This is a genomic window from Tolypothrix sp. PCC 7601 (genome assembly GCF_025677855.1).
In the GTDB taxonomy this organism is placed as follows: domain Bacteria; phylum Cyanobacteriota; class Cyanobacteriia; order Cyanobacteriales; family Nostocaceae; genus Aulosira; species Aulosira diplosiphon.
The window spans coordinates 6,618,019-6,637,671 of record NZ_CP064879.1 but is presented as its reverse complement, the minus strand read 5'-3'; the positions used below and the strand labels follow the sequence as shown (position 1 = coordinate 6,637,671).

Below are 19,653 nucleotides of genomic sequence, written 5' to 3'. Positions count from 1 at the left end.
GACTTTTGACTCTTTACTTTACAATTCGTCCCATATAATTCCCCCATAGCTGGGCTGCTTGAGCGCTACTACCAGAAGTGGGGGAATTGTTGTCGTTTCCTAGCCAAATACCAGTCACTAAGCGACGGTTGGGAATAAAACCGATAAACCACAAGTCAACGTTTTTATCGGTTGTACCTGTTTTACCAGCTTCGCCTAATCCCAGAGCCGCACTTCTACCTGTACCTCTAGTAACTACTCCCCGCATCATAGTAGTCATTTGATCGGCTACGTCATTAGATAGTACTCGTCTATTGGCATCAGGATCTTGGTCGAAGGAGTAAATTACTCGACAGGTTTTTAAGTCTTTGCGATCGCGGCAATCGCTACTGTCTAAAATTCTACTAATGGCATGGGGACGATTCCATACTCCCCGATTGCCAATTGCGCCAAAAGCACCAGTCATTTCCAAGACATCAACAACGCTTTGACCTAGCACTAAACCGGGAACTGGATCAAGAGGTGACTTGACCCCTAAACGTTGGGCCATGGCTACGACTTTATCTAAGCCAATTTCCCGTGCTAACCGCAAAGCAATCGGATTTTCTGAAAGAGCCAAACCTGTAGACATATCTAGACTAGTACCAGCACCAACGCGACAAGGTTTATAGGTAAAGCCTTGCCATGTTAAAGGCGCGCAGGAATAGCTTCTATATGGTGAAATTCCTTGCTGTATAGCAGCTGTGTAGGCAAAAATTTTAAAGGTGGAACCTGGTTGTCTTTTGGCTTGAACTGCACGATTAAATTGACTTTTTTTGTAATCTGTGCCTCCTACCATCGCTAAGATAGCACCAGTACTAGAATCTAGGGTAACCATTGCGCCTTGGGAAAAACCAAAAGTTGCACCTGCATTGCTAACTGAATTTCGTAAAGCTGCGTCTGCTTGGGCCTGAATTCCCAAGTCTAGCTGGGTTTCAATAATATAATTGCCTTCTTTTGCGGCTCCCTCCCCCAAAATTTGTTCTAATTCTTGGTAGACATAGCTGTAAAAATAAGGACTGAGGGTTTTAGCTTGCTGTTCGCAGACTTTAGGGCTAACTTGCACAGTGGAACGTCGAGCGCGGTTAGCATCCTCTGCTTTAATTTGGCCCATTTCCACCATTCGCTTGATTACGCGATTGCGGTATTCAGCAGCTTGCAGCTTATTTTGACCATCGCCACAAAAATCAAAAGCGTTAGGGCCGGGTAAAATTCCTACCAAGGTTGCAGCTTCTGCCAAAGTTAAGTCTTTAGCTGACTTCTCAAAGTAATACTTAGCAGCATCTTCAAAGCCGGAGGTATCCCCACCTAAAAATACGCGGTTTAAATATGTCAGTAAAATTTCGTCTTTGCTGTAAAAGGTTTCTAGCTTTAACGCTACTACTGCTTCTCGCAATTTTCGTCCGAGGGAATCTTGCCTACCTACATAATCACGGAATAAACTGCGGGCAACTTGCTGAGTAACTGTACTCGCACCTTGCTGCACATCACCACTGCGGCTGTTAATTAATACAGCACGCAAAATCCCCAAAGGATCAACCCCAACGTGCCAGTAATAACGACTATCTTCTGAAGCAATCACCGCTTTGGGTAGATAAGGGCCAAAATCCTCCAACCGCTTCATATCTACGTGAGATGTGGTTCTGGGTTCGCGTAGTGGGGTAGCACCATCACGGGCATACACAATTACTGGCGCACGGGTAGCTGTAGGTAAAGGCCTCACGGAAAATTTCAGCCATTCCACGCCAATTGCTAAAGCTACTAAAGCACTGACACCACCAACACCATAAGCAGTCCAAGTTGCTGCTTTCACATACCAAGCTGGTGGATCGATATATTGCAGCCGCACTGAAGCTGCTAGTTCTGGTGGGCCTAAGGTAAAAATATCACCGTGACGCAATTCTAAAGAACTAATACGTCGCTTACCACGGTAAATACCATTTGTGGAATTCTCGTCTTTAATCACAAAAACGGGAGTGCGTTGCGTAGAATCCCGTGATAATGACAAGTGAATTTGGCTAACTACCGGGTTACGAATCACTATATCGCAGGATTTAGAACTACGACCTAAAACATAGCGATCGCCCAACAATGGATACACCTCTGCCTTATCTGACCCCGCATCCTGCACCAAGAGTTCCGGTACTTTAGCATTAGGTTTGAGCGCTAGTTTGGAAAAATCCACTCTAGCTTGAATCGTATGTACGGCTTGTGTCAGTTGACCAAGTATAGTTTGTGGCTTTTGGGGAGGTTGGGGGGAACTCATCGGCTACTTATAGCACGGCTATTAATAAAGAGTCGGCAGATTACAATCTGAATGGTTGTCTTACCCTATTTTAATCACAAGCCAAAGCATAAATTGGCTATACGGATTTTTTCAAATTAGATAATACACTTACGCAATCTATATTAAGCGTATTTACGATATTAATCGTGAACACTTATTTACATATTCAATAATTTTTATGATGCAACGATAATGCTGATTGTATCTAGTGTTAATGTTATTCATAGGCAGTGGCGATGGATTTACTTTTGTCATCTTAGCAACTGATAATCAAAAAATAATCGATGTAAATTTTACCGCTTCAACAGATATAAAGCACGCTAAAGCTAAAATGTACATCCCTATTTAGACAGATTTTATAATTAACTTTGTTTGTTTTAATGGGCCGAGTGTTCCGTTGAGGTTAATTCAGAATGAAGGGAAAATCTCTGAGCCTGATTGGTACAGCTCTAACTTTGGCTTTAAGTGCTAATGTTGCTGCCGCCCAGTCTAGTAAATCCTCCATTGCCCAAGCTGATAGCTCGTCCACTAGTGCACCAACGGAAATCAAAATGTCACCAGAAGGCATGAAGATTCTGTGTGAGTATTTTCCGCTTAATTCCCGTTGTCCTGGTGGCGCAGCAGTTAACACTGGTAGTCCTAGCACTGGTTCTACAACCAGCCCAACCAGCCCCACTCCTGAGAATAATACAACACCAGGGCCCAGCGTTACACCAGGGTCTACTAAACCTGACAGCATAACACCTGGCACTACCACTATACCTGGGACTAGTCCTGCCGATACAAATACAACACCAGGGACAGCCCCTTCTGATACAACTACTCCCGCACCAGGTAGCACATCTACCCCTGAATCTACTCCTGAGTCTGGTAGTCCCAGCAATATTACTCCAGTAGCACCAAGTGGCACAACTAGCCCTGATTCTGGCAGTACTAATAAAATGACTCCAGTACCAGGCGGCACTACCATTCCTGAATCTGGTACTCCTGGTAGTGTAGCTCCAGCAGCACCAGGTAGCACAACTACCCCAGATTCTTCTACCAACCCCAGCAGTACTACTGAACCCAGTACTACTTCTCCATCACAGCCTTCTAAATAGTGGTTTACCTAAAGCTCGCGCTCATGGTAATTAAAAACTAATTTAGATTGTTGGCTGTCAAAATTTTAACAATATCTGTAAAAATTTGAGCTAATAAGAGCCTGGGAGAATTCGCTTCCAGGCTTTTCTTATTACGTAACCAGTGTATGTGGTTTTCTCTACTTTTTATATGAATAATATGAGGGAGTAGGTAAAAATCATCAACACCAGCTACCTCAAGACAAATAACAACCCCTTGATTTACCTTGTCCTGTTATTTGAAGTAGGTGTTTTTTGCCAAGAAGCAATTAGCAAACAAACAATACCAATACTAATAAATGAATCTGCCATATTAAATACAGCAAAATTAATTAGCCGAAAATCGAGAAAATCAACGACATAACCTAAAATAAACCGATCTATACCGTTGCCCATCGCTCCGCCTAAAATTAAGCCATAGCCCAACTGATCCCAAAAGTTTAACAAGGGGCCAAATAATGCTACTCCAATTAAAACCAAACTAACTGCTAAAGATAGCCAACGCAACCACTCTACTTTGCCACTTAAAAGACTAAAAGCAGCACCAGTATTAGTCACATAGGTGAAGTGAAATATATCTGGTAATAAGGGTAGGGTTTGTCCCAATTTAAAGGTTTGTACTACCCAATATTTTGTTAATTGGTCTATAAAAAAAGCGATGAGGGCAGCGATCCAGAACAGGTTATTTTTTAAACGCATGAAATTAGGGACTAGGTACTCGGGACTAGATACTAGAGATTAGGAATAAAAAAAGAAAACTTTATTTGGTTTCTAATCTTTATTACCTAACCTATATTGCTGATTCTCTCAGGAATTAATAAAACATTAAATGACGTAATATATATGCTATTACAGTGGCAGCACAGACTACAGTAAATTGTCCTGGCAATACTGACCAGGAATATCTGAGGATTGCTTGTATTAATGTCAAGTTTTCTGTGCCTTGCCACTGGAAAAAATAGCTAATCATCAAATAACTAATACCGCAGATGTGGACAGATAACAAGCCACAAAGACAACTAAAAGCTAGGGTTTCTAATCTCGGTCTAGCTTTAAAGGCTAAAAAACCACAAATCCAAGCCCCCGGAATAAAACCTAGGAGATAACCAAAGTGAGCTAATTTAACGTAACCAATACCACCACCTTCAGAAAAAACAGGTAGTAAGGTTAAACCCATCACTAAATAAGCTATTTGGGAGAGTGCCCCAGCATTTTTACCTCCTAAACAACCTACTAGTAGCACCGCACCAATTTGATAGCTAACACCCAAAGAAAAAGTTTGAATTCTGTGCTGACTCCAACTCCAAGGTAAGCTAACACCGTAGGCTTCAAGGAAGGTGCCCCCCATTGTCAGGAGTAAGCCAATCATAGACCATAATAATTGATTGGAAGCGGCAAACATTATATAAATATAGAAGGAATAAGCAAGCTCAACAAGCCACAACAAACACGACAGATATTAGTATGCAAATTTAATTTGTGCTAGCACTTGTAGCAGTAGATATAATTTTGGGCTTTTTCAGTTAAATTTGTTAGCGATCGCTCCTTGTGTAAATCAGACCTTACTTAGTATTCATTCATCTCCTAAGCGTAATTTTAATAGCTAAAAGAGTGATAACTACTAGGCAGTCGTTGAAAACTTAAAGTCTTATGTCTCATCACTTTTTGCCTTAGTTTCAGAATTTTTTTGGCTTGAGGCACCAACACTACATGAATCAACAGATTTTGTAAATATACACATCAATAATTTACTCAGCATTATTAATTACACAATAAACATTAAAGTATAAAATAGTACACTTAACACATAGTTATACTTGAAAAATTCATCTAAAAAAGACAGAGATTTTTAGCTTTGTTAACCTTTTGTTTACCTTGGATTTTACCTGGTAGAGGTATCCTAGAAGCGCTCACTTGGAAGTTGACTAAAATTTGACAGCAATGTCCTTACGTATAAGCACAAAAAAACATACTCGTTTTGCAGCTAAAATGTCAGTATTAGCACTGGCAATCAGCCTGGCTGCTTGCGGTGGACAGCAAACCCCAGACAATACGGCTACCAAGGAGACACCTGGTACTGCTACAGATGCTACTGCCTCCAACCCTGATAAAAAGTTGGATCTGGGTGGAAATATCAGCTTGACTGGAGCTGGTGCTTCCTTTCCAGCACCTTTGTACGCAAGTTGGTTTACTGATTTGAACAAAAAATATCCTAACTTGCAAGTTAACTATCAATCAGTTGGTAGCGGTGCTGGCGTTGAGCAATTTATCAAAGGTACTGTAGACTTTGGTGCTAGCGATGTTGCCATGAAGGATGATGAAATCCAAAAGGTACAAAAGGGTGTAATTTTGTTGCCTGTAACTGCTGGTAGTATTGTGCTAGCTTACAACTTGCCTGATGTTCCAGAACTCAAGCTCCCACGAGCAGTTTACACAGATATTTTACTAGGTAAAATCACGTCCTGGGATGACCCTTTAATTGCTAAAGCTAACCCTAGCGCTAAACTGCCTAAACAGCCAATTGCAGTTATATATCGTTCTGATGGTAGCGGTACAACAGGCGTATTTACCAAACACCTTAGTGCTATTAGTCCAGAATGGAAGACTAAAGTAGGTGATGGGAAAAGTGTAAAATGGCCTGTAGGTGTTGGTGCTAAGGGTAATGAAGGTGTGACTGCCCAAATCCAACAAACTCAAGGTTCAATTGGTTACATTGAATATGGCTACGCCAAACAAAATAATCTCAAATTTGCGGCTCTAGAAAATAAAGGCGGTCAATTTATTACACCGAATGATGCGTCTGCATCTAAAACTCTCGAATCAGTAACTTTGCCAGAAAATTTGCGGGAATTTATTACAGATCCAGAAGGGGCAGAATCCTATCCCATCGTTACTTATACTTGGATTTTGGCATACAAGAAGTATGATAATGCTGCCAAAGGCAAGGCCGTAGAGGCAATGATCGAGTACGCTTTAACTGATGGGCAAAAGTTAGCTACGGAACTAGGATATGTTCCTTTACCTCAAAATGTGATTACTAAGGTAGCTGCTGCTGCCGATCAAATCACTCCTGACTATAAGATTGCTGTTGGTGGCAATACCAGTGCTAGTAAATAGCGATTTTTAACTTGAAAGTCAAGAGCTACATTATGGGAGCATATATTTAGTCAATTAAGTTTTGACTAAATAAATTATATAGACTTGTCGCTTGCTTGGTGCTCCCCAACACTTAATCCTAATTTTGAGTTAAATGGGATTAATTGGCGACATTCTTACTAATCTGGTTCTCTCCCACATTTTTCTCGATCTATATTGTTAAAGTCAGTATTCATGGCTACAAATACTCATAATCTGCTCTCAGCTCTTAAAAGTCGCTCCGAAATAGATAAGTCGCTGGATCGGGGCTTTATTTGGCTGACGCGGATTTTTGCACTAGGAATCGCTGCTACTTTATTGTGGATTACCATACAGGTTAGTATTGGTGCCTGGCCTGCCATTCAAGAGTTTGGTGCTGGCTTCATAGCACAGAGCACTTGGAACCCGGTTAATAACCAATATGGAGTATTACCGCAAGTTTATGGAACTTTAGTGAGTTCTTTTATTGGTTTATTGCTAGCTGTACCCATTGGTGTTGGCACTGCTGTTTTACTCAGTGAAAATTTTCTGCCATCAAAAATACGCTTGGTATTAGTATTTTTAGTTGAACTGCTTGCTGCTATTCCTAGCGTTGTATATGGTATTTGGGGAATTTTTGTATTAGTCCCAATCATTACCAATGTGGGAAAATGGCTCAATAGTTCCTTGGGCTTTTTACCCATTTTTAGTACTGCTCCTTCTGGCCCTGGAATGTTGCCAGCTGGAGTAATTTTAGCAATCATGACTTTGCCCATCATCACAGCTATATCTCGTGATGCCTTAATTTCCATCCCTCCTAGTTTGCGTCAAGCAGCTGTAGGGCTGGGTGCAACCCGTTGGGAAACAATTTTTCAAGTTTTGATTCCTGCGGCTTTTTCGGGTATCGTCAGTGCTGTGATGTTGGCCCTGGGTCGGGCGATGGGAGAAACAATGGCGGTGACAATGTTAATTGGAAACTCCAACAACATTAGTCTTTCAGTGTTAGCGCCAGCCAATACAATTTCTTCCTTACTAGCCAATCAATTTTCGGAGGCTAGTGGTTTGCAAGTGGCAGCTTTGATGTATGCTGCTTTAGTTTTGTTTGTTTTGACACTGATAGTTAATATTTTTGCCGAGTTAATTGTTCTTCGTATGAAGCGAATTTAGGGTGGTTGTAGGTTGAATTATGACTACTAGTTATCCGGAAAGCAGCCTAACACGCGCCCCCATGTCTAAGCGGACACTGTTTAACACAGTGATGACTGGTGTTGCATTTACCTGTGGGGCATTGGCGCTTTTACCTTTGTTGGCAGTGCTTTCTTATGTGCTGATTCAAGGCTTTAGCAGTCTCAGTCCCAGCATATTTACAGAATTACCGCCAGCCCCTCTCAGAAAGGGAGGCGGTTTTGGTAATGCGATTTTAGGTACGCTGCTGATGGTTGGGATTGGTGCCTTGATTAGTATCCCTTTTGGGGTTATGGCAGCAATTTATTTAACAGAATTTAGTTCAGGTAAACTTGCGAGAGTTGTACGTTTTGCTACAAATATTCTAAGTGGTGTTCCCTCGATTATTGCTGGGGTATTTGCCTATGGAATTATAGTTTTAACCTTAGTAAAGCTCAACTTAGGTTCTTACTCTGCTATAGGTGGTGGTTTTGCTTTAGCAATTTTGATGTTGCCAATTATTGTACGTACCACTGATGAAGCATTGCAATTAGTCTCGCAAGATTTACGACAAGCATCTTTAGGCTTAGGCGCTACGAAATTTCAAACGGTAGTACAAGTAGTATTGCCGGCAGCTTTACCAGCAATTGTCACCGGTATCACGCTGGCGATCGCAAGAGCAGCAGGAGAAACTGCGCCATTATTATTTACGGCGTTGTTCTCACAATTTTGGCCGACTAGCTTATTCCAACCAACAGCATCGCTGGCTGTGTTGGTTTATAACTTCGCAATTACTCCGTTTAAAAATCTACAGTCACTAGCTTGGGCAGCGTCGCTAATTTTAGTGTTGATGGTGCTGATTACCAGTATCATTGCACGTTGGGCAACTCGCCAGAAAGCTTAGGACAACCTGCATATCTAGGGCAAATTAACTACCCCAAACTTACACTAGACTATTTTATGGCTACTAACATTAGCACAGTTAATGGTACTGACACCGTTTTACGTACAGAGAACCTGAACATTTATTACGGCAACTTTTTAGCTGTGCGGGATATTTGGCTAGATATCCCCAAAAACCGGGTTACAGCATTTATCGGCCCATCTGGTTGTGGTAAAAGTACATTGCTGAGATGTTACAACCGTCTCAATGACCTGATTGAATCTTTCCGGGCAGATGGCAAAGTTTATTATTACGATAAAAATCTGTATGCACCCGACATTGATCCAGTAGAAGTGCGGCGGCGGATTGGGATGGTATTTCAAAGACCAAATCCATTTCCTAAATCTATTTACGACAATATTGTTTTTGGTGCAAAAATCAACGGCTACAAAGGTAATCTGGATGAGTTAGTAGAACGAAGCCTTAAACAAGCGGCTCTATGGGATGAAGTTAAAGACAAACTACGCCAAAGTGCTTTAGCTTTATCTGGTGGACAACAACAACGCTTATGTATTGCGAGAGCGATCGCAGTACAACCAGAAATTATCTTAATGGATGAACCATGTTCAGCCCTTGACCCAATTTCTACGTTGCGGGTTGAAGAACTAATTCACGAACTCAAAGAAAAATATACTATTGTGATCGTGACTCATAATATGCAACAAGCTGCACGGGTTTCTGATAAGACAGCGTTTTTCAATGTCCAACAGTCAGACAAAGGCGGTCGTAGCGGCTACTTAGTAGAATATGATGCGACAGAATTGATTTTCAACAATCCGCAGCAGCAAGATACCAAAGATTATGTCAGTGGTAGATTTGGTTAATTACTAGAAATACTGCTAGACGCAATCATGAGAGGTTTGCACTTATGTAAACGTTACTCTGTTAATTCCCATTAAAGTGGATAAAGTGCAAGTGTGACTGTTAAAAGTTGACAGTCACTAAATTTTATCAAAATTATTGAGAATTTTTCTGATTAATTTTTTAGAATATCAAACTAAGATTCCCAGTTTTATAAAAAAGCTGGGAATTTTGCTTTTCATAACTGATTACAACTGCTATATAATGCTGAACAACTTTTGCAACAAAATATCCTATGAGCGATACTTTTAATCGCCTAGCACCGTTCATTCAAGAATATATTTATGAGCATAATTGGACGGAATTACGTCCCGCACAGATTGCTGCTTGTAAAGTTATCTTTGATACTGATGCTCATTTGTTAGTAGCAGCTGCCACGGCTGCAGGAAAAACAGAAGCGGCGTTTTTACCTGTAGTGACTCAATTACATGAAAAACCCTCAAATACCATAGGTGCATTATATATTGGCCCCATCAAAGCCTTAATTAATGACCAATTTGAGCGTCTCACTGGCTTGCTAAAAGCGGCTGATATCCCAGTATGGCATTGGCATGGTGATGTGAGTCAAAGTCATAAAAATAAGCTGTTAAAAAACCCTAAAGGTATTCTGCAAATTACACCAGAATCCTTAGAAAGCTTATTAGTGAATAAACATCATGACTTAATTCGCTTATGTGGTGATTTACGGTTTGTGGTGATTGATGAAATTCACGCTTTCATGGGTTCGGAACGCGGTTGTCAAATTATTTGTCAATTGCAACGTTTGGCAAACATCACACAAACACAACCCCGAAGAATAGGTTTATCTGCCACACTTGGTGATTATTCAATGGCAGAAGATTGGTTACGTTCAGGAACTGAAAAGTCAGTAATTACGCCAAAAATTGAAGCAGGTAAACGCCAAATTAAATTAGCTGTGGAACATTTTTACCTGAATGATGAAGTTGATGAAATCGAAGTAACTCCATACGATAGATATTTATTTAATCTGAGCGAATCACGCAAGTGTCTCATTTTTGCGAATAATCGCACGCAAACAGAATCTGTCATCGCATCTTTACGGCGAATTGCTACCGAACAAGCATCACCAGACATTTATCATGTACATCACGGTAGTATATCTGCCAGTTTGCGACAACAAGCTGAAAATGCGATGCGCGAACCGCACAAACCAGCAGTTACAGCTGCTACTCTCACTCTCGAATTAGGTATAGATATTGGTCATTTAGAAAGAGTACTTCAGTTAGATTCACCCTTATCTGTAGCTAGTTTTTTACAACGTTTAGGACGGACTGGGAGAAGAGGTGAAGCTGCAGATATGCGCTTTGTTTGTGCAGAAACTCAACCCTCATTAGAAGCACCTCTCCCAGAACAAATTCCTTGGCAATTGCTGCAATGTATTGCAATTATCCAACTTTATTTAGAAGAACGTTGGATTGAACCAATCAAGCCTGTGAAATACCCGTTAAGTTTGCTCTATCACCAGACAATGAGTATTTTAGCAGCAACAGGCGAACTTTCACCTGCGGCTTTAGCTAAACAGGTTTTCAGCCTACCACCATTTGCAGAAGTTTCTCCAGAAGATTTTAAATTATTGCTACGTTATTTAATTGATATCGACCATATTCATAAAACAGAAACAGGTAGATTAATTATTGGTTTGGCTGGTGAGAAGGTTGTCAACAAGTTTCAATTTTATGCTGTCTTTGCTGATAGTCAAGAATATACTGTGAAGCAAGGGTCAACAGAAATTGGGAGTATTTTAAAGCCGCCTCCTGTTGGTAATCAATTTGCCTTAGCGGGGAGAACTTGGGAAGTAGTAGAAATTGACTTCAAAAAAAGGGTAATTACCGTTAAGCCAGTAGAAGGTAAAGCTAGTATTTATTGGCGTGGTGGTAGTGGAATTATCCATACCAAAGTTTTGCAAAGAATGCGGCAAGTATTACTAGAAGATTTAGAATATAGCTACTTACAAACTAACGCTTTGCAAGCGTTACAAAAAACTCGGCAATTATTTAGAAAAGCTGGTTTAGATAAACAGAATATATTACAGTTAGATAAAGGTAAGTGTTGTATATTACCTTGGATGGGAACTTTAGCTTACCGCACATTAGAAAGATGGCTAAATTACTGTTGTCGAGAATCTTTAGAAATTAAAAGTATTGGTGGGGTAAATCCTTATTATCTGATACTTAAATTAGGAAAGGATAAATTTCCATATTTGGCTACAGAAATTGCCGCATTGGCAGAAGAAAGAATTACAGCGGAATATTTAATCAGTGAAGCAGAAGCACCAGAACTGCAAAAATATGATGAATTTATTCCTTACCCGCTATTACGTAAAGCTTTTATTAATGATTATTTAGATATTGAAGAATTAAAGCTGCAAGTTGCACAGTGGTCATAGAATTTTAGATTTTGCGTACTCCTGCAAAGAAGCAAGCTACGCGTAGCGTGTCGTAAAGCCTGCGGCATCGCTTCTCTACGAGACGCTTCGCGAACGCGTCGGGCGGAGCCTCTCGTAGAGAAGACAAAAGTTGCGTGCGGTGAACCACTTGCGATGGAAGGGTTTCCCGGTATAGGCAAAGTGGTGCTAGCGTAGCGTATCCGAAGGATTCACCCGGAGGGGGGTTCCCCCTCGCCCTTGCAAACTTTTCAAGACGGATTTTTGGATCAAAAGCTAAATTCTTTACTTATGTTTTTACTTATGGCTCCCAGTTCGCCCATTTTTTTGGAAGTTAGAAGAAAGACTACTCAGGAGTAAAAGATTGACCATCAAGTTGAGTGTAAATACTGATGGAAAAGCCCAGTAAAGCAAGAATACGCTTCTGCAAAGGTGAAAGAGCGGTCAAGTGAGCATAAATTTCGTTTTTCACCTCAATCAACAGCAGTGTAATCTCTTTAAATGCAGCCAGAATTATTTCTGCGCTAGGTCTTGTAGTTTCGCGCTTCGGATTGCCAACATAAAGACCCGCAAGTTTTTCTTTCTCTTTTTCTAGATTGTGGCGAACCTGGAATTCTAAAAGGTTTAAAACTCGCAAACCAATAGACAGTAGTCTTATTAAACCAGTAATATGGTCTTCACGTTGTAAATATATCGGAGTCAATGAAAGAGGAAAGTTTTTCAGCCTCGCAAATCCTCGTTCCATTAAGTACTCATCTCTATAGGCACGAACTGCTTGTTTTAAACCAAATTCATTTGGATTTTTATTTGTAACGTAAACCCGCCAGCCTAACATTTGAATTTGGTGTTGAACTGCGGAATCGTCAATCTTAAAACTCATGTCAAACCATAGTTCTTCTACTATTCTAGCTTTGCGGTCTCGGTATCTTTTTTGAACTTTTTTAACTCTTTTTGTTTGAATGTCAACTTGAAATAATCCACTTGTTTGATATCTGTTGAAAATAGCTTCACATGTTTCTAACCATTCAAAGTGTGAAGTGAGCTTTTTTCTTGCCACGTCGAGGCACTTTAAGTTTTTCTAGAGCATCTACTGTTTTCTGTATTCGTTCACGTAGATGTTTTTCTGCTGTTTTTTGAATCGCAAATGAGCGCACAATTAATTGTCTTTCCGACCAAGAGATTTCTTGCCCATCAATCTCTATTTCATGGATAATCTCTATTTCAAAGCCATCCGCTATATTTTTGGTTTTGGCATCTGCATATTCGTAATCTATAATTGTTAGTTCTTGTTGACCATCCCAAACTGGTTGGAGATATTTGCTTAGTTCTTCGTTAGATACTTGCTTGGCTGTTAAAGGACATAAGTAAAAATCTCCGCCCAATACTATATGAGTTCTTGTCTTTATTGATGACATTTTACAGTCACCAATATATAACAATTCTGACTTTTTTATTGTTGAACGTACTTTATCTATTGCTGGAATATATAATGGGTCATCTGCTTTTTCTCCTGACAATATTTCCGTCGCTATTGGCATTCCTAATGGGTCTAATGTCGATAGCATTATTTTCACTTGCGCCAAATCCGGACGATTGTCTTTGCTATGACCCCATTGAAATAAGCCTTCTGGGTTAACTCCACAATGACTTGAAGCCGTTGTACTATCTAAACGTACCTGTTCTGGGATAATATCGTACACCCGTAGCAAACTACTTCCTAGTTCCGACTCAAATGAAAACCAGTTTGCATCTATAGATAGGTAACGTAATACTGCTTGCAAACGGTCATCTGCCAAATCGAGCGAGCGTAAAGATTCTTCCGTAAAGCTTTTTAACGTTTCTAACCGCTTACTCACCCAACCTTGAACGTGGTTCAAACGGTGATCTGCTTGCGATAATATGTGTGTTAACCATATTACCACCACACTACCTAGATTTAATCCTTGCCAGTTTCCGTGACATGGAAAATGTTTATCGATTAGTTGTTCTACTCCCATCTGCTCCAGTTGTGTTAGCAGTAGGGGTATATCATCAACTCGTTCGTTTGTAATTCTGGGTTCAAATTCCATAAACCCGAACTTATACCTACTTAGTTCTTTTTGGAATATATCTAGAGGTATACTTTTTTGGCTAACTCAGAAAAAAATGAGCGAACCGGGAGTTTATGGCTTGACCATTGGGTGAAAATTTTGGGTATCAAATAGGCAATGTTGAAATAGGTAAAATATGAGTAAAAAATTAGTAGACGCAGTCAAGACTAATGATATTAACCTGGCAAAACAACTGATTGCTCAAGGTGCGGATGTCAACCAAACGGATAGTAGTGGTAATAGCTTGTTAATTGTAAGTTCTGCCAACGGTAATGCAGCAATAGTAAAGTTGCTAATAGATGCTGGTGCTGATATTAATGCTGTAGACTCCAGTATGAAAGCCACTGCACTACACGCAGCTGCTTATTTAAGACATCCAGAAGTAATGCAGGTATTAGTTGATAATGGTATTGATATCAATGCTCAAGGCCCTTATAACGGCTATACTGCTTTACATGATGCTGTTTGGCAAAATAATATCGAGGGTGTCAAGATTTTAGTAAAATCAGGCGCTAATCTAAATATTAAAGGGAATAACGGTGCTACACCGCTAGAATTAGCAACTCAGAGTAGGCATAAAGAGATTGTTGAAATTCTCAAAGCAGCTAGTTCTTAATTAATCAAGCAATAACAAGATTTGCACTTTCTTAAAAAAGTTTCAGTCAGGGAATCACAACCTGACTGAAACTTAAGCGGCTGTTTGAAAAGTCGGGTAGTTTGTAAAAAAACTCTCTCAGTGTAAGCTGTGAATATTGATAGCTCAATTCAGTTAAACGAACTAATTAGTTAATCTACAACAAAAATCGGGATGACTGGATTCGAACCAGCGGCCCCTTCGTCCCGAACGAAGTGCGCTACCAAGCTGCGCTACATCCCGGCATAATAATTACCATCACTGAAAGATTTTATCACAAACTTTGACAATTTACAAAATAAATAAAGGTTAGGAATGAATTTTCTACCATAGAGTTTAGCATTCAGAACTTGAGTCCTAGATTTTTCTGCACTAAAGTACTTGCTAGGAACTGATAAAAATTAATTTGATTAACCAGTACTGTTCACAGTGGTAAATAATTTGGTAAATTACGCTCAATTAAACTCAATTTAAAAATTTTTATATGCTGAAACAGCTATGGGTAGCCAGACATAGATACAGCCAGCTACTTTGGAGTATTTTGTTCGCACTAGTAATTTGGAATATACCTCAATCGGCTTTGGCAGATGTTAATCAGCAGGATGTCAACAGTATTATTCGCACCCGAGACATTGCGCTACAAGCCCTAAATACTCGCGATTTTTCTAAAATAGAACCTTACTTGCACCCAAGTTTTACGATCACAACAGTCGATAACCAAGTTTTTCACAAAGTGCCTGAGTTTGAGAAGTACTGGAATCAGCAATTCTCGAATACGATCAAAGATATCAAAATGCAGCTTAAAGGAGAACCTGTCAGAACATTTCTTTCACCAGAAATAGATGTTTCTACAGGAGATGCGATCGCATCTTTCTATTTTAAAGATGGTAAAGCAGCTGATATGGCGTTGCGTTGGACAGCAGTTCTGCAAAAAGCCCAAGATAAATGGACGATTCAATCCCTGCATTTCTCCTCGAATATGCTGAATAACCCGGTATTAAATGCTACGCAGCGATGGGGTCAGACTATGGCTGCGATCGCAGGTATAGGTGGCTTTTTGTTAGGAGTAGTCCTAATGTTTGTATTACGCCGCAAATCGAGAGGAATTCGTAGTTCGTAATTCTTAGTTATGTGGAATTTTGCCTTGCAATCTACCACAATTTGATTAGTTGTTTACCTTCTAAAAATAAATCAAATCTGTGTATATCCTTTTCTGATTCAAAAGCGGCTACTGGTAAGTAGTGAAATTGCGCTTTTGTAATATACAAGAAGTAATATTCCCCTTTTTTAACTACTTTCATAAAATGTTCGTATCGCATTTTTGTTAGACTGCCGTCTTCAAAGCAGATGGTAAAAAAGTTTTCATCCATTTCACAGTATCTACTTTGAAAATTTAAGGCAGATGTTCTTCCCTGCAAACGCATCCACAGAGGTACAGACAAAAAATAGGCTATTAAACCTAAGAAATATATCAACCACCAATCAAATCTTTGCAGGATTACCGCTAGAACTATATTAATTGATGTTAAAATCAACAAGATGATGAAGAAAACTTTCATGCGTTTATAATAATCGGTCGCAATAATCCCTCGTAATTCTTTAGCACTAATTTGAAAAGTTTTAGTTTTAATCTGCATAGTTGGTTTCGTATTGATGATTTGTTATCCTGATACTCTTGTCTGCTTTTAAATATCTGCCACAATAGGTAATACAACACGAGAAGTCGCCTCATTTCCGCAACTCACAGTTAAAGTAATAATTTGTGCATTTAGTAAAATTTCGCTACTATTTATTGCACTATTCCCAGAATTCATGGAGTAGGCGGGAAAACAAGCAACGCTCAAACTCAGACGTAAAGCATTACCTTTAGCTATTCGCACACAAGTGGCTTGTAGTTGAATTTTGGTCGGGGGTTTTGCGCCTTCTCGACAATGCACATATCCTTGAGTGATATTATATACTTGCCCATCAGGATGAACTTCGGACAGCACTGCACACAAATCATAACTTGGTTGATCGGCGTTGCAAAAGATTTCTACTATGACATCCCCTGCTAAATGCAAGTCTGTCTCTAGTGGTTCAGTAGTGTAAGTTAATACATCAGAGCGTAAATCAAGATGCGATCGCTCAAATACTCCCGCAGGGATGGCTGCATGACCGCCTAAAGCAGGAACTGGTCGCCAAGGGTCGTGAACCAATACATCAACACAATTTTGGATTTTAGATTTTGGATTTTCGATTAAAGTTCCGGAGTCTTCGCGGATGCTGGCTAGTCCAGTAGTTGATAAGTAATAGGATTGTTGAATTGGTGTTGGGAATTTGGGGAAAGTTCGCCAAATATTACTTCCCATCTCGAATAAGCATACAGGTTCTTCTTTGAGTAAACCTGTATCGACATCTTTAAGAAACTGGTCAAACCAGCGAATTTGCATCCTATCTACAGGACTGGCGGCTTTGGGGCCGAAGTCAACATTACCAACTTTACGACCCCAAGGTAAATGCGCCCAAGGCCCAATTAATAAATGTTGGGGTGTGGTGCTACGCGCTGCCATATCTTTATATAAATGTAGTGTTCCCCGCAAATAAGTATCAAACCACCCGCCTATATGGAACATTGGTAAATCAACGCTTTGCAAATAGCGTTTGGGTGACAGTTCTGCCCAATAATTATCTGCTTGGGGATGGGCAAACCACTCATGATAAAAAGATTCTGGTGCAAGATGTTGCAAAATTTCTGGATTATTTAAAGGAAGATTTCGCGAGGCGGTAAATAATGCTTGATAAGCAACCTTATCTCCTCTTAAACGGGCGGTTTCGGTAGCTAATTGAATTGCCCATGCTAGATTAGTTTGCAAACAGAATGCGCCACCTTCATAAGCCCAATCTGTATACAAATCATAGCCAATCATGGCTGGGCAAATAGTTTTTAAAGCAGCTGGTTGATTAGCAGCAGCATACAGTTGTGTCATTCCTTGATAGGAAAAACCATACATCCCAACTTTGCCATTGCTGTGAGGTAGGTTTGCAACCCAATTTACTGTATCTTCGCCGTCTGCAATTTCGTTGGTAAATAATTTAAATTCTCCCTCAGAAGTACCTCGCCCTCGGACATCTTGAATTACTACGATGTAACCTTGGACCGCATACCAAGTAGGATGGGCATAAACCACAGTTGATGCGATCGCTCTTCCATAAGGTTGTCTCATTAATAATATGGGAAACTCCCCAGCCGCATCGGGACGATAGATATCTGCATCTAACCGCACGCCATCACGTGTATGCATTGAGGCTGTTTGTTTGGGAAGTACTTTGAACATGAGTCTGGAAGAATATATCAATGGCACCATAGATCAGCATAGAGCTACACAGAGACCTGCGATCGCACCACGAAGAGAAAAGGGGGCAAGGGAGCAGGGAGCAGGGGGGAGAATTTATAATCGTAAAAACTGCTGTAAGCGCCTACTATTTCACAGGTAAATCAAATCTTTCCCCCTTTTGCCTTTCCCCTTTTCCCCTTCACCGAACTATATTAGATACACCCTGTTTGGGTAAATTATCAAACATTGGTAAAGGATTAATCATTTTTTTACCAAGTATTACTACTGAGGCAAAATCTGGGGTAAGGTGAATGCATGAATTACGAAACAGCTCGCAAAATCCTCATAGACCAAACAATAACCACCGAGGACAATCCAGATTCCCTGTTAATGCGTATGCAGCAGGGAAAACCGCCAGTTCCCGGTCAAATCACTTCGATTTTGTTGGCGTTAAAAGTGGTGTTTGAGGCCCTCAAAGAAGCTTCTAGTCTCGATAGAGAATTAGCTTACGCTCTTTTTCAGTTAAGTATTAAGCCTTCACAACTATTTGTTGGCGGACGCAGGGCTGGGATTGATTGGCCACCATTGTTGAAGGAAGATTTGTTGCGAATTGCTTTAGCAGCCGAAAGTATCTTTTCTACTAAATGGCAAACTCCACCTTCTGGCGGATTTGGGGGAGTATAGGCAGTACCATGAAAACTTGCAATCAAAAAGATAATGGCGGGTTAGCACGCATTCAAGAATTTTGGGTACAACCCTAAACTGTTGTGCATCTAACCCATCCTATAAAAATTGCCATAAGGCTGCAAATTTCAATCTATTTAACGATTTCGCAGTTCTGCTTCTAATTTGTCTAAATCACTTTTAAGTAAAATAGTCATTTGACCAGTGAAAGCCTTACCTTCCTTAGGCTGGGCTACTTCTATCCAATAAGCATAGCGATCGCCTAGACGCAATTCTCCTTGTAACGCTTCTCTAATGGGAGTTTTGGCAAATCGGGCTGAGTTAATTGCACTCTCATTGGGATATTTATATAGTAGCTGGGCACGTTCAAAATCTTGATAAATATCCAACCCGTAAATTATTCGTAAAGCTTCTTGGAAGCGCTCAAATGTCATGCCGTTAACAGCATCATACATAGTAATGCGCTCAGAACGAATCATGCTACGGTCTTTAGTAAATGCAACTTTACCTGGCGGTAATACCGATGCTAAAAAAGTGAATCGCTGGGCTGCTGTATCGGTCTTTTGTACAAATAAACGCTCTCCTCTGTGGGGACGTAGTGTAGGATGTGCTTGAATCCAGGTAGTTACTTCTTCAGTTTTTTGCCCTGGTAAAGCATTGGCTTTGGAATCAGCAAGCATTCCCACCGATAGCCAAGAAACCAGAGACAACGGCAAAATTAAGCAATTAAGCAGAGATTTGTTTAGCATTTTCTCAATCGGGAATTATATGAAATCACCCCATTAGCTACTCCCAATCGGGTGCTGAATATAGTTTTCCCGTTTCTTGGCAAGATTATTTCATATAAATTTAAAAAAGATTGCTGAATTTGTAAGTTTTTTTACGGATTAGGGCATGGGGCATTGGGCATGGGGCATTGGTAATTGGTAATTGGTAATTGGTAATTTATTCTCCCCCTGCTTCCTCATCTCCCTCATCTCCCTCATCCCCCTCATCTCCCTCATCTCCCTCATCTCCCT

At 40.2% G+C, this 19,653-nt stretch carries 17 protein-coding genes and 1 tRNA gene; 9 read left to right on the top strand and 9 right to left on the bottom strand.

The annotated features are described in order from the left end of the window. Positions 1–13 precede the first annotated feature (13 nt). Positions 14–2,284, bottom strand: a complete 2,271-nt coding sequence (locus HG267_RS26760) for a transglycosylase domain-containing protein (protein ID WP_045872265.1) — start codon at positions 2,282–2,284, stop codon at positions 14–16. A 434-nt stretch (positions 2,285–2,718) separates the two neighbouring features. Between HG267_RS26760 and HG267_RS26755 the strand changes: the two genes are divergently transcribed. Continuing rightward, a complete protein-coding gene (locus tag HG267_RS26755) occupies positions 2,719–3,405 on the top strand; it encodes a hypothetical protein (protein ID WP_071989447.1) in 687 nt (228 codons plus the stop codon). A 240-nt stretch (positions 3,406–3,645) separates the two neighbouring features. On the opposite strand, the gene lspA is transcribed toward HG267_RS26755, so the two are convergent. Beyond that, positions 3,646–4,122 carry a signal peptidase II gene (lspA, locus tag HG267_RS26750; RefSeq protein ID WP_045872263.1) on the bottom strand — a complete coding sequence of 159 codons (477 nt, stop codon included), beginning with the start codon at positions 4,120–4,122 and terminating at the stop codon, positions 3,646–3,648. Positions 4,123–4,237: 115 nt separating this feature from the next. After that, positions 4,238–4,825 (bottom strand): biotin transporter BioY, encoded by a 588-nt coding sequence (locus tag HG267_RS26745; protein WP_045872262.1) that lies wholly within the window; start codon positions 4,823–4,825, stop codon positions 4,238–4,240. Between the two features lie 587 nt (positions 4,826–5,412). Here HG267_RS26745 and pstS point away from each other — a divergent pair. From pstS to HG267_RS26720, 5 genes are all read left to right on the top strand, one after another. Further along, positions 5,413–6,540, top strand: a complete 1,128-nt coding sequence (gene pstS / locus HG267_RS26740; RefSeq protein ID WP_411863262.1) for a phosphate ABC transporter substrate-binding protein PstS — start codon at positions 5,413–5,415, stop codon at positions 6,538–6,540. 213 nt (positions 6,541–6,753) lie between these two features. Further along, positions 6,754–7,704: a phosphate ABC transporter permease subunit PstC gene (pstC, locus tag HG267_RS26735; RefSeq protein ID WP_045872260.1), complete on the top strand. Its 951-nt coding sequence runs from the start codon at positions 6,754–6,756 to the stop codon at positions 7,702–7,704. Between the two features lie 19 nt (positions 7,705–7,723). After that, positions 7,724–8,605 carry a phosphate ABC transporter permease PstA gene (gene pstA, locus HG267_RS26730; protein WP_045872259.1) on the top strand — a complete coding sequence of 294 codons (882 nt, stop codon included), beginning with the start codon at positions 7,724–7,726 and terminating at the stop codon, positions 8,603–8,605. Between the two features lie 56 nt (positions 8,606–8,661). Next, on the top strand, positions 8,662–9,468 hold the full coding sequence (gene pstB, locus HG267_RS26725; protein ID WP_045872258.1) for a phosphate ABC transporter ATP-binding protein PstB: 807 nt from the start codon (positions 8,662–8,664) through the stop codon (positions 9,466–9,468). Positions 9,469–9,740: 272 nt separating this feature from the next. Then, complete coding sequence (locus HG267_RS26720; protein WP_045872257.1) at positions 9,741–11,912, top strand: DEAD/DEAH box helicase; 2,172 nt, start codon at positions 9,741–9,743, stop codon at positions 11,910–11,912. 343 nt (positions 11,913–12,255) lie between these two features. Here HG267_RS26720 and HG267_RS26715 read toward each other — a convergent pair whose 3' ends face one another. Beyond that, the gene (locus tag HG267_RS26715) at positions 12,256–12,966 is read right to left on the bottom strand and encodes a hypothetical protein (RefSeq protein WP_263419980.1); all 711 of its coding nucleotides are present in this window, start codon (positions 12,964–12,966) and stop codon (positions 12,256–12,258) included. Further along, positions 12,935–13,978: a hypothetical protein gene (locus HG267_RS26710; protein WP_263419979.1), complete on the bottom strand. Its 1,044-nt coding sequence runs from the start codon at positions 13,976–13,978 to the stop codon at positions 12,935–12,937. Before HG267_RS26710 ends, HG267_RS26715 begins: the two co-directional genes overlap by 32 nt. A 157-nt stretch (positions 13,979–14,135) precedes the next feature. Between HG267_RS26710 and HG267_RS26705 the strand changes: the two genes are divergently transcribed. Further along, positions 14,136–14,615: an ankyrin repeat domain-containing protein gene (locus tag HG267_RS26705; protein ID WP_045872256.1), complete on the top strand. Its 480-nt coding sequence runs from the start codon at positions 14,136–14,138 to the stop codon at positions 14,613–14,615. Between the two features lie 187 nt (positions 14,616–14,802). On the opposite strand, the gene HG267_RS26700 is transcribed toward HG267_RS26705, so the two are convergent. Next, positions 14,803–14,876: transfer RNA gene (locus HG267_RS26700), tRNA-Pro, on the bottom strand. A gap of 241 nt (positions 14,877–15,117) precedes the next feature. On the opposite strand from HG267_RS26700, the gene HG267_RS26695 reads away from it, so the two are divergent. Beyond that, the gene (locus tag HG267_RS26695; RefSeq protein ID WP_045872255.1) at positions 15,118–15,753 is read left to right on the top strand and encodes a YybH family protein; all 636 of its coding nucleotides are present in this window, start codon (positions 15,118–15,120) and stop codon (positions 15,751–15,753) included. A 31-nt stretch (positions 15,754–15,784) separates the two neighbouring features. Here HG267_RS26695 and HG267_RS26690 read toward each other — a convergent pair whose 3' ends face one another. Both HG267_RS26690 and HG267_RS26685 read right to left on the bottom strand, forming a co-directional pair. Further along, entirely contained in the window at positions 15,785–16,270 is a 486-nt protein-coding gene (locus HG267_RS26690) for a YcxB family protein (RefSeq protein ID WP_045872254.1), read from the bottom strand. Between the two features lie 48 nt (positions 16,271–16,318). Beyond that, positions 16,319–17,950: a CocE/NonD family hydrolase gene (locus HG267_RS26685; protein ID WP_045872253.1), complete on the bottom strand. Its 1,632-nt coding sequence runs from the start codon at positions 17,948–17,950 to the stop codon at positions 16,319–16,321. 315 nt (positions 17,951–18,265) lie between these two features. On the opposite strand from HG267_RS26685, the gene HG267_RS26680 reads away from it, so the two are divergent. Continuing rightward, positions 18,266–18,634 (top strand): hypothetical protein, encoded by a 369-nt coding sequence (locus HG267_RS26680; RefSeq protein WP_045872252.1) that lies wholly within the window; start codon positions 18,266–18,268, stop codon positions 18,632–18,634. Positions 18,635–18,771: 137 nt separating this feature from the next. Here HG267_RS26680 and HG267_RS26675 read toward each other — a convergent pair whose 3' ends face one another. Continuing rightward, positions 18,772–19,383 (bottom strand): hypothetical protein, encoded by a 612-nt coding sequence (locus HG267_RS26675; protein ID WP_045872251.1) that lies wholly within the window; start codon positions 19,381–19,383, stop codon positions 18,772–18,774. Between the last annotated feature and the right edge of the window lie 270 nt (positions 19,384–19,653).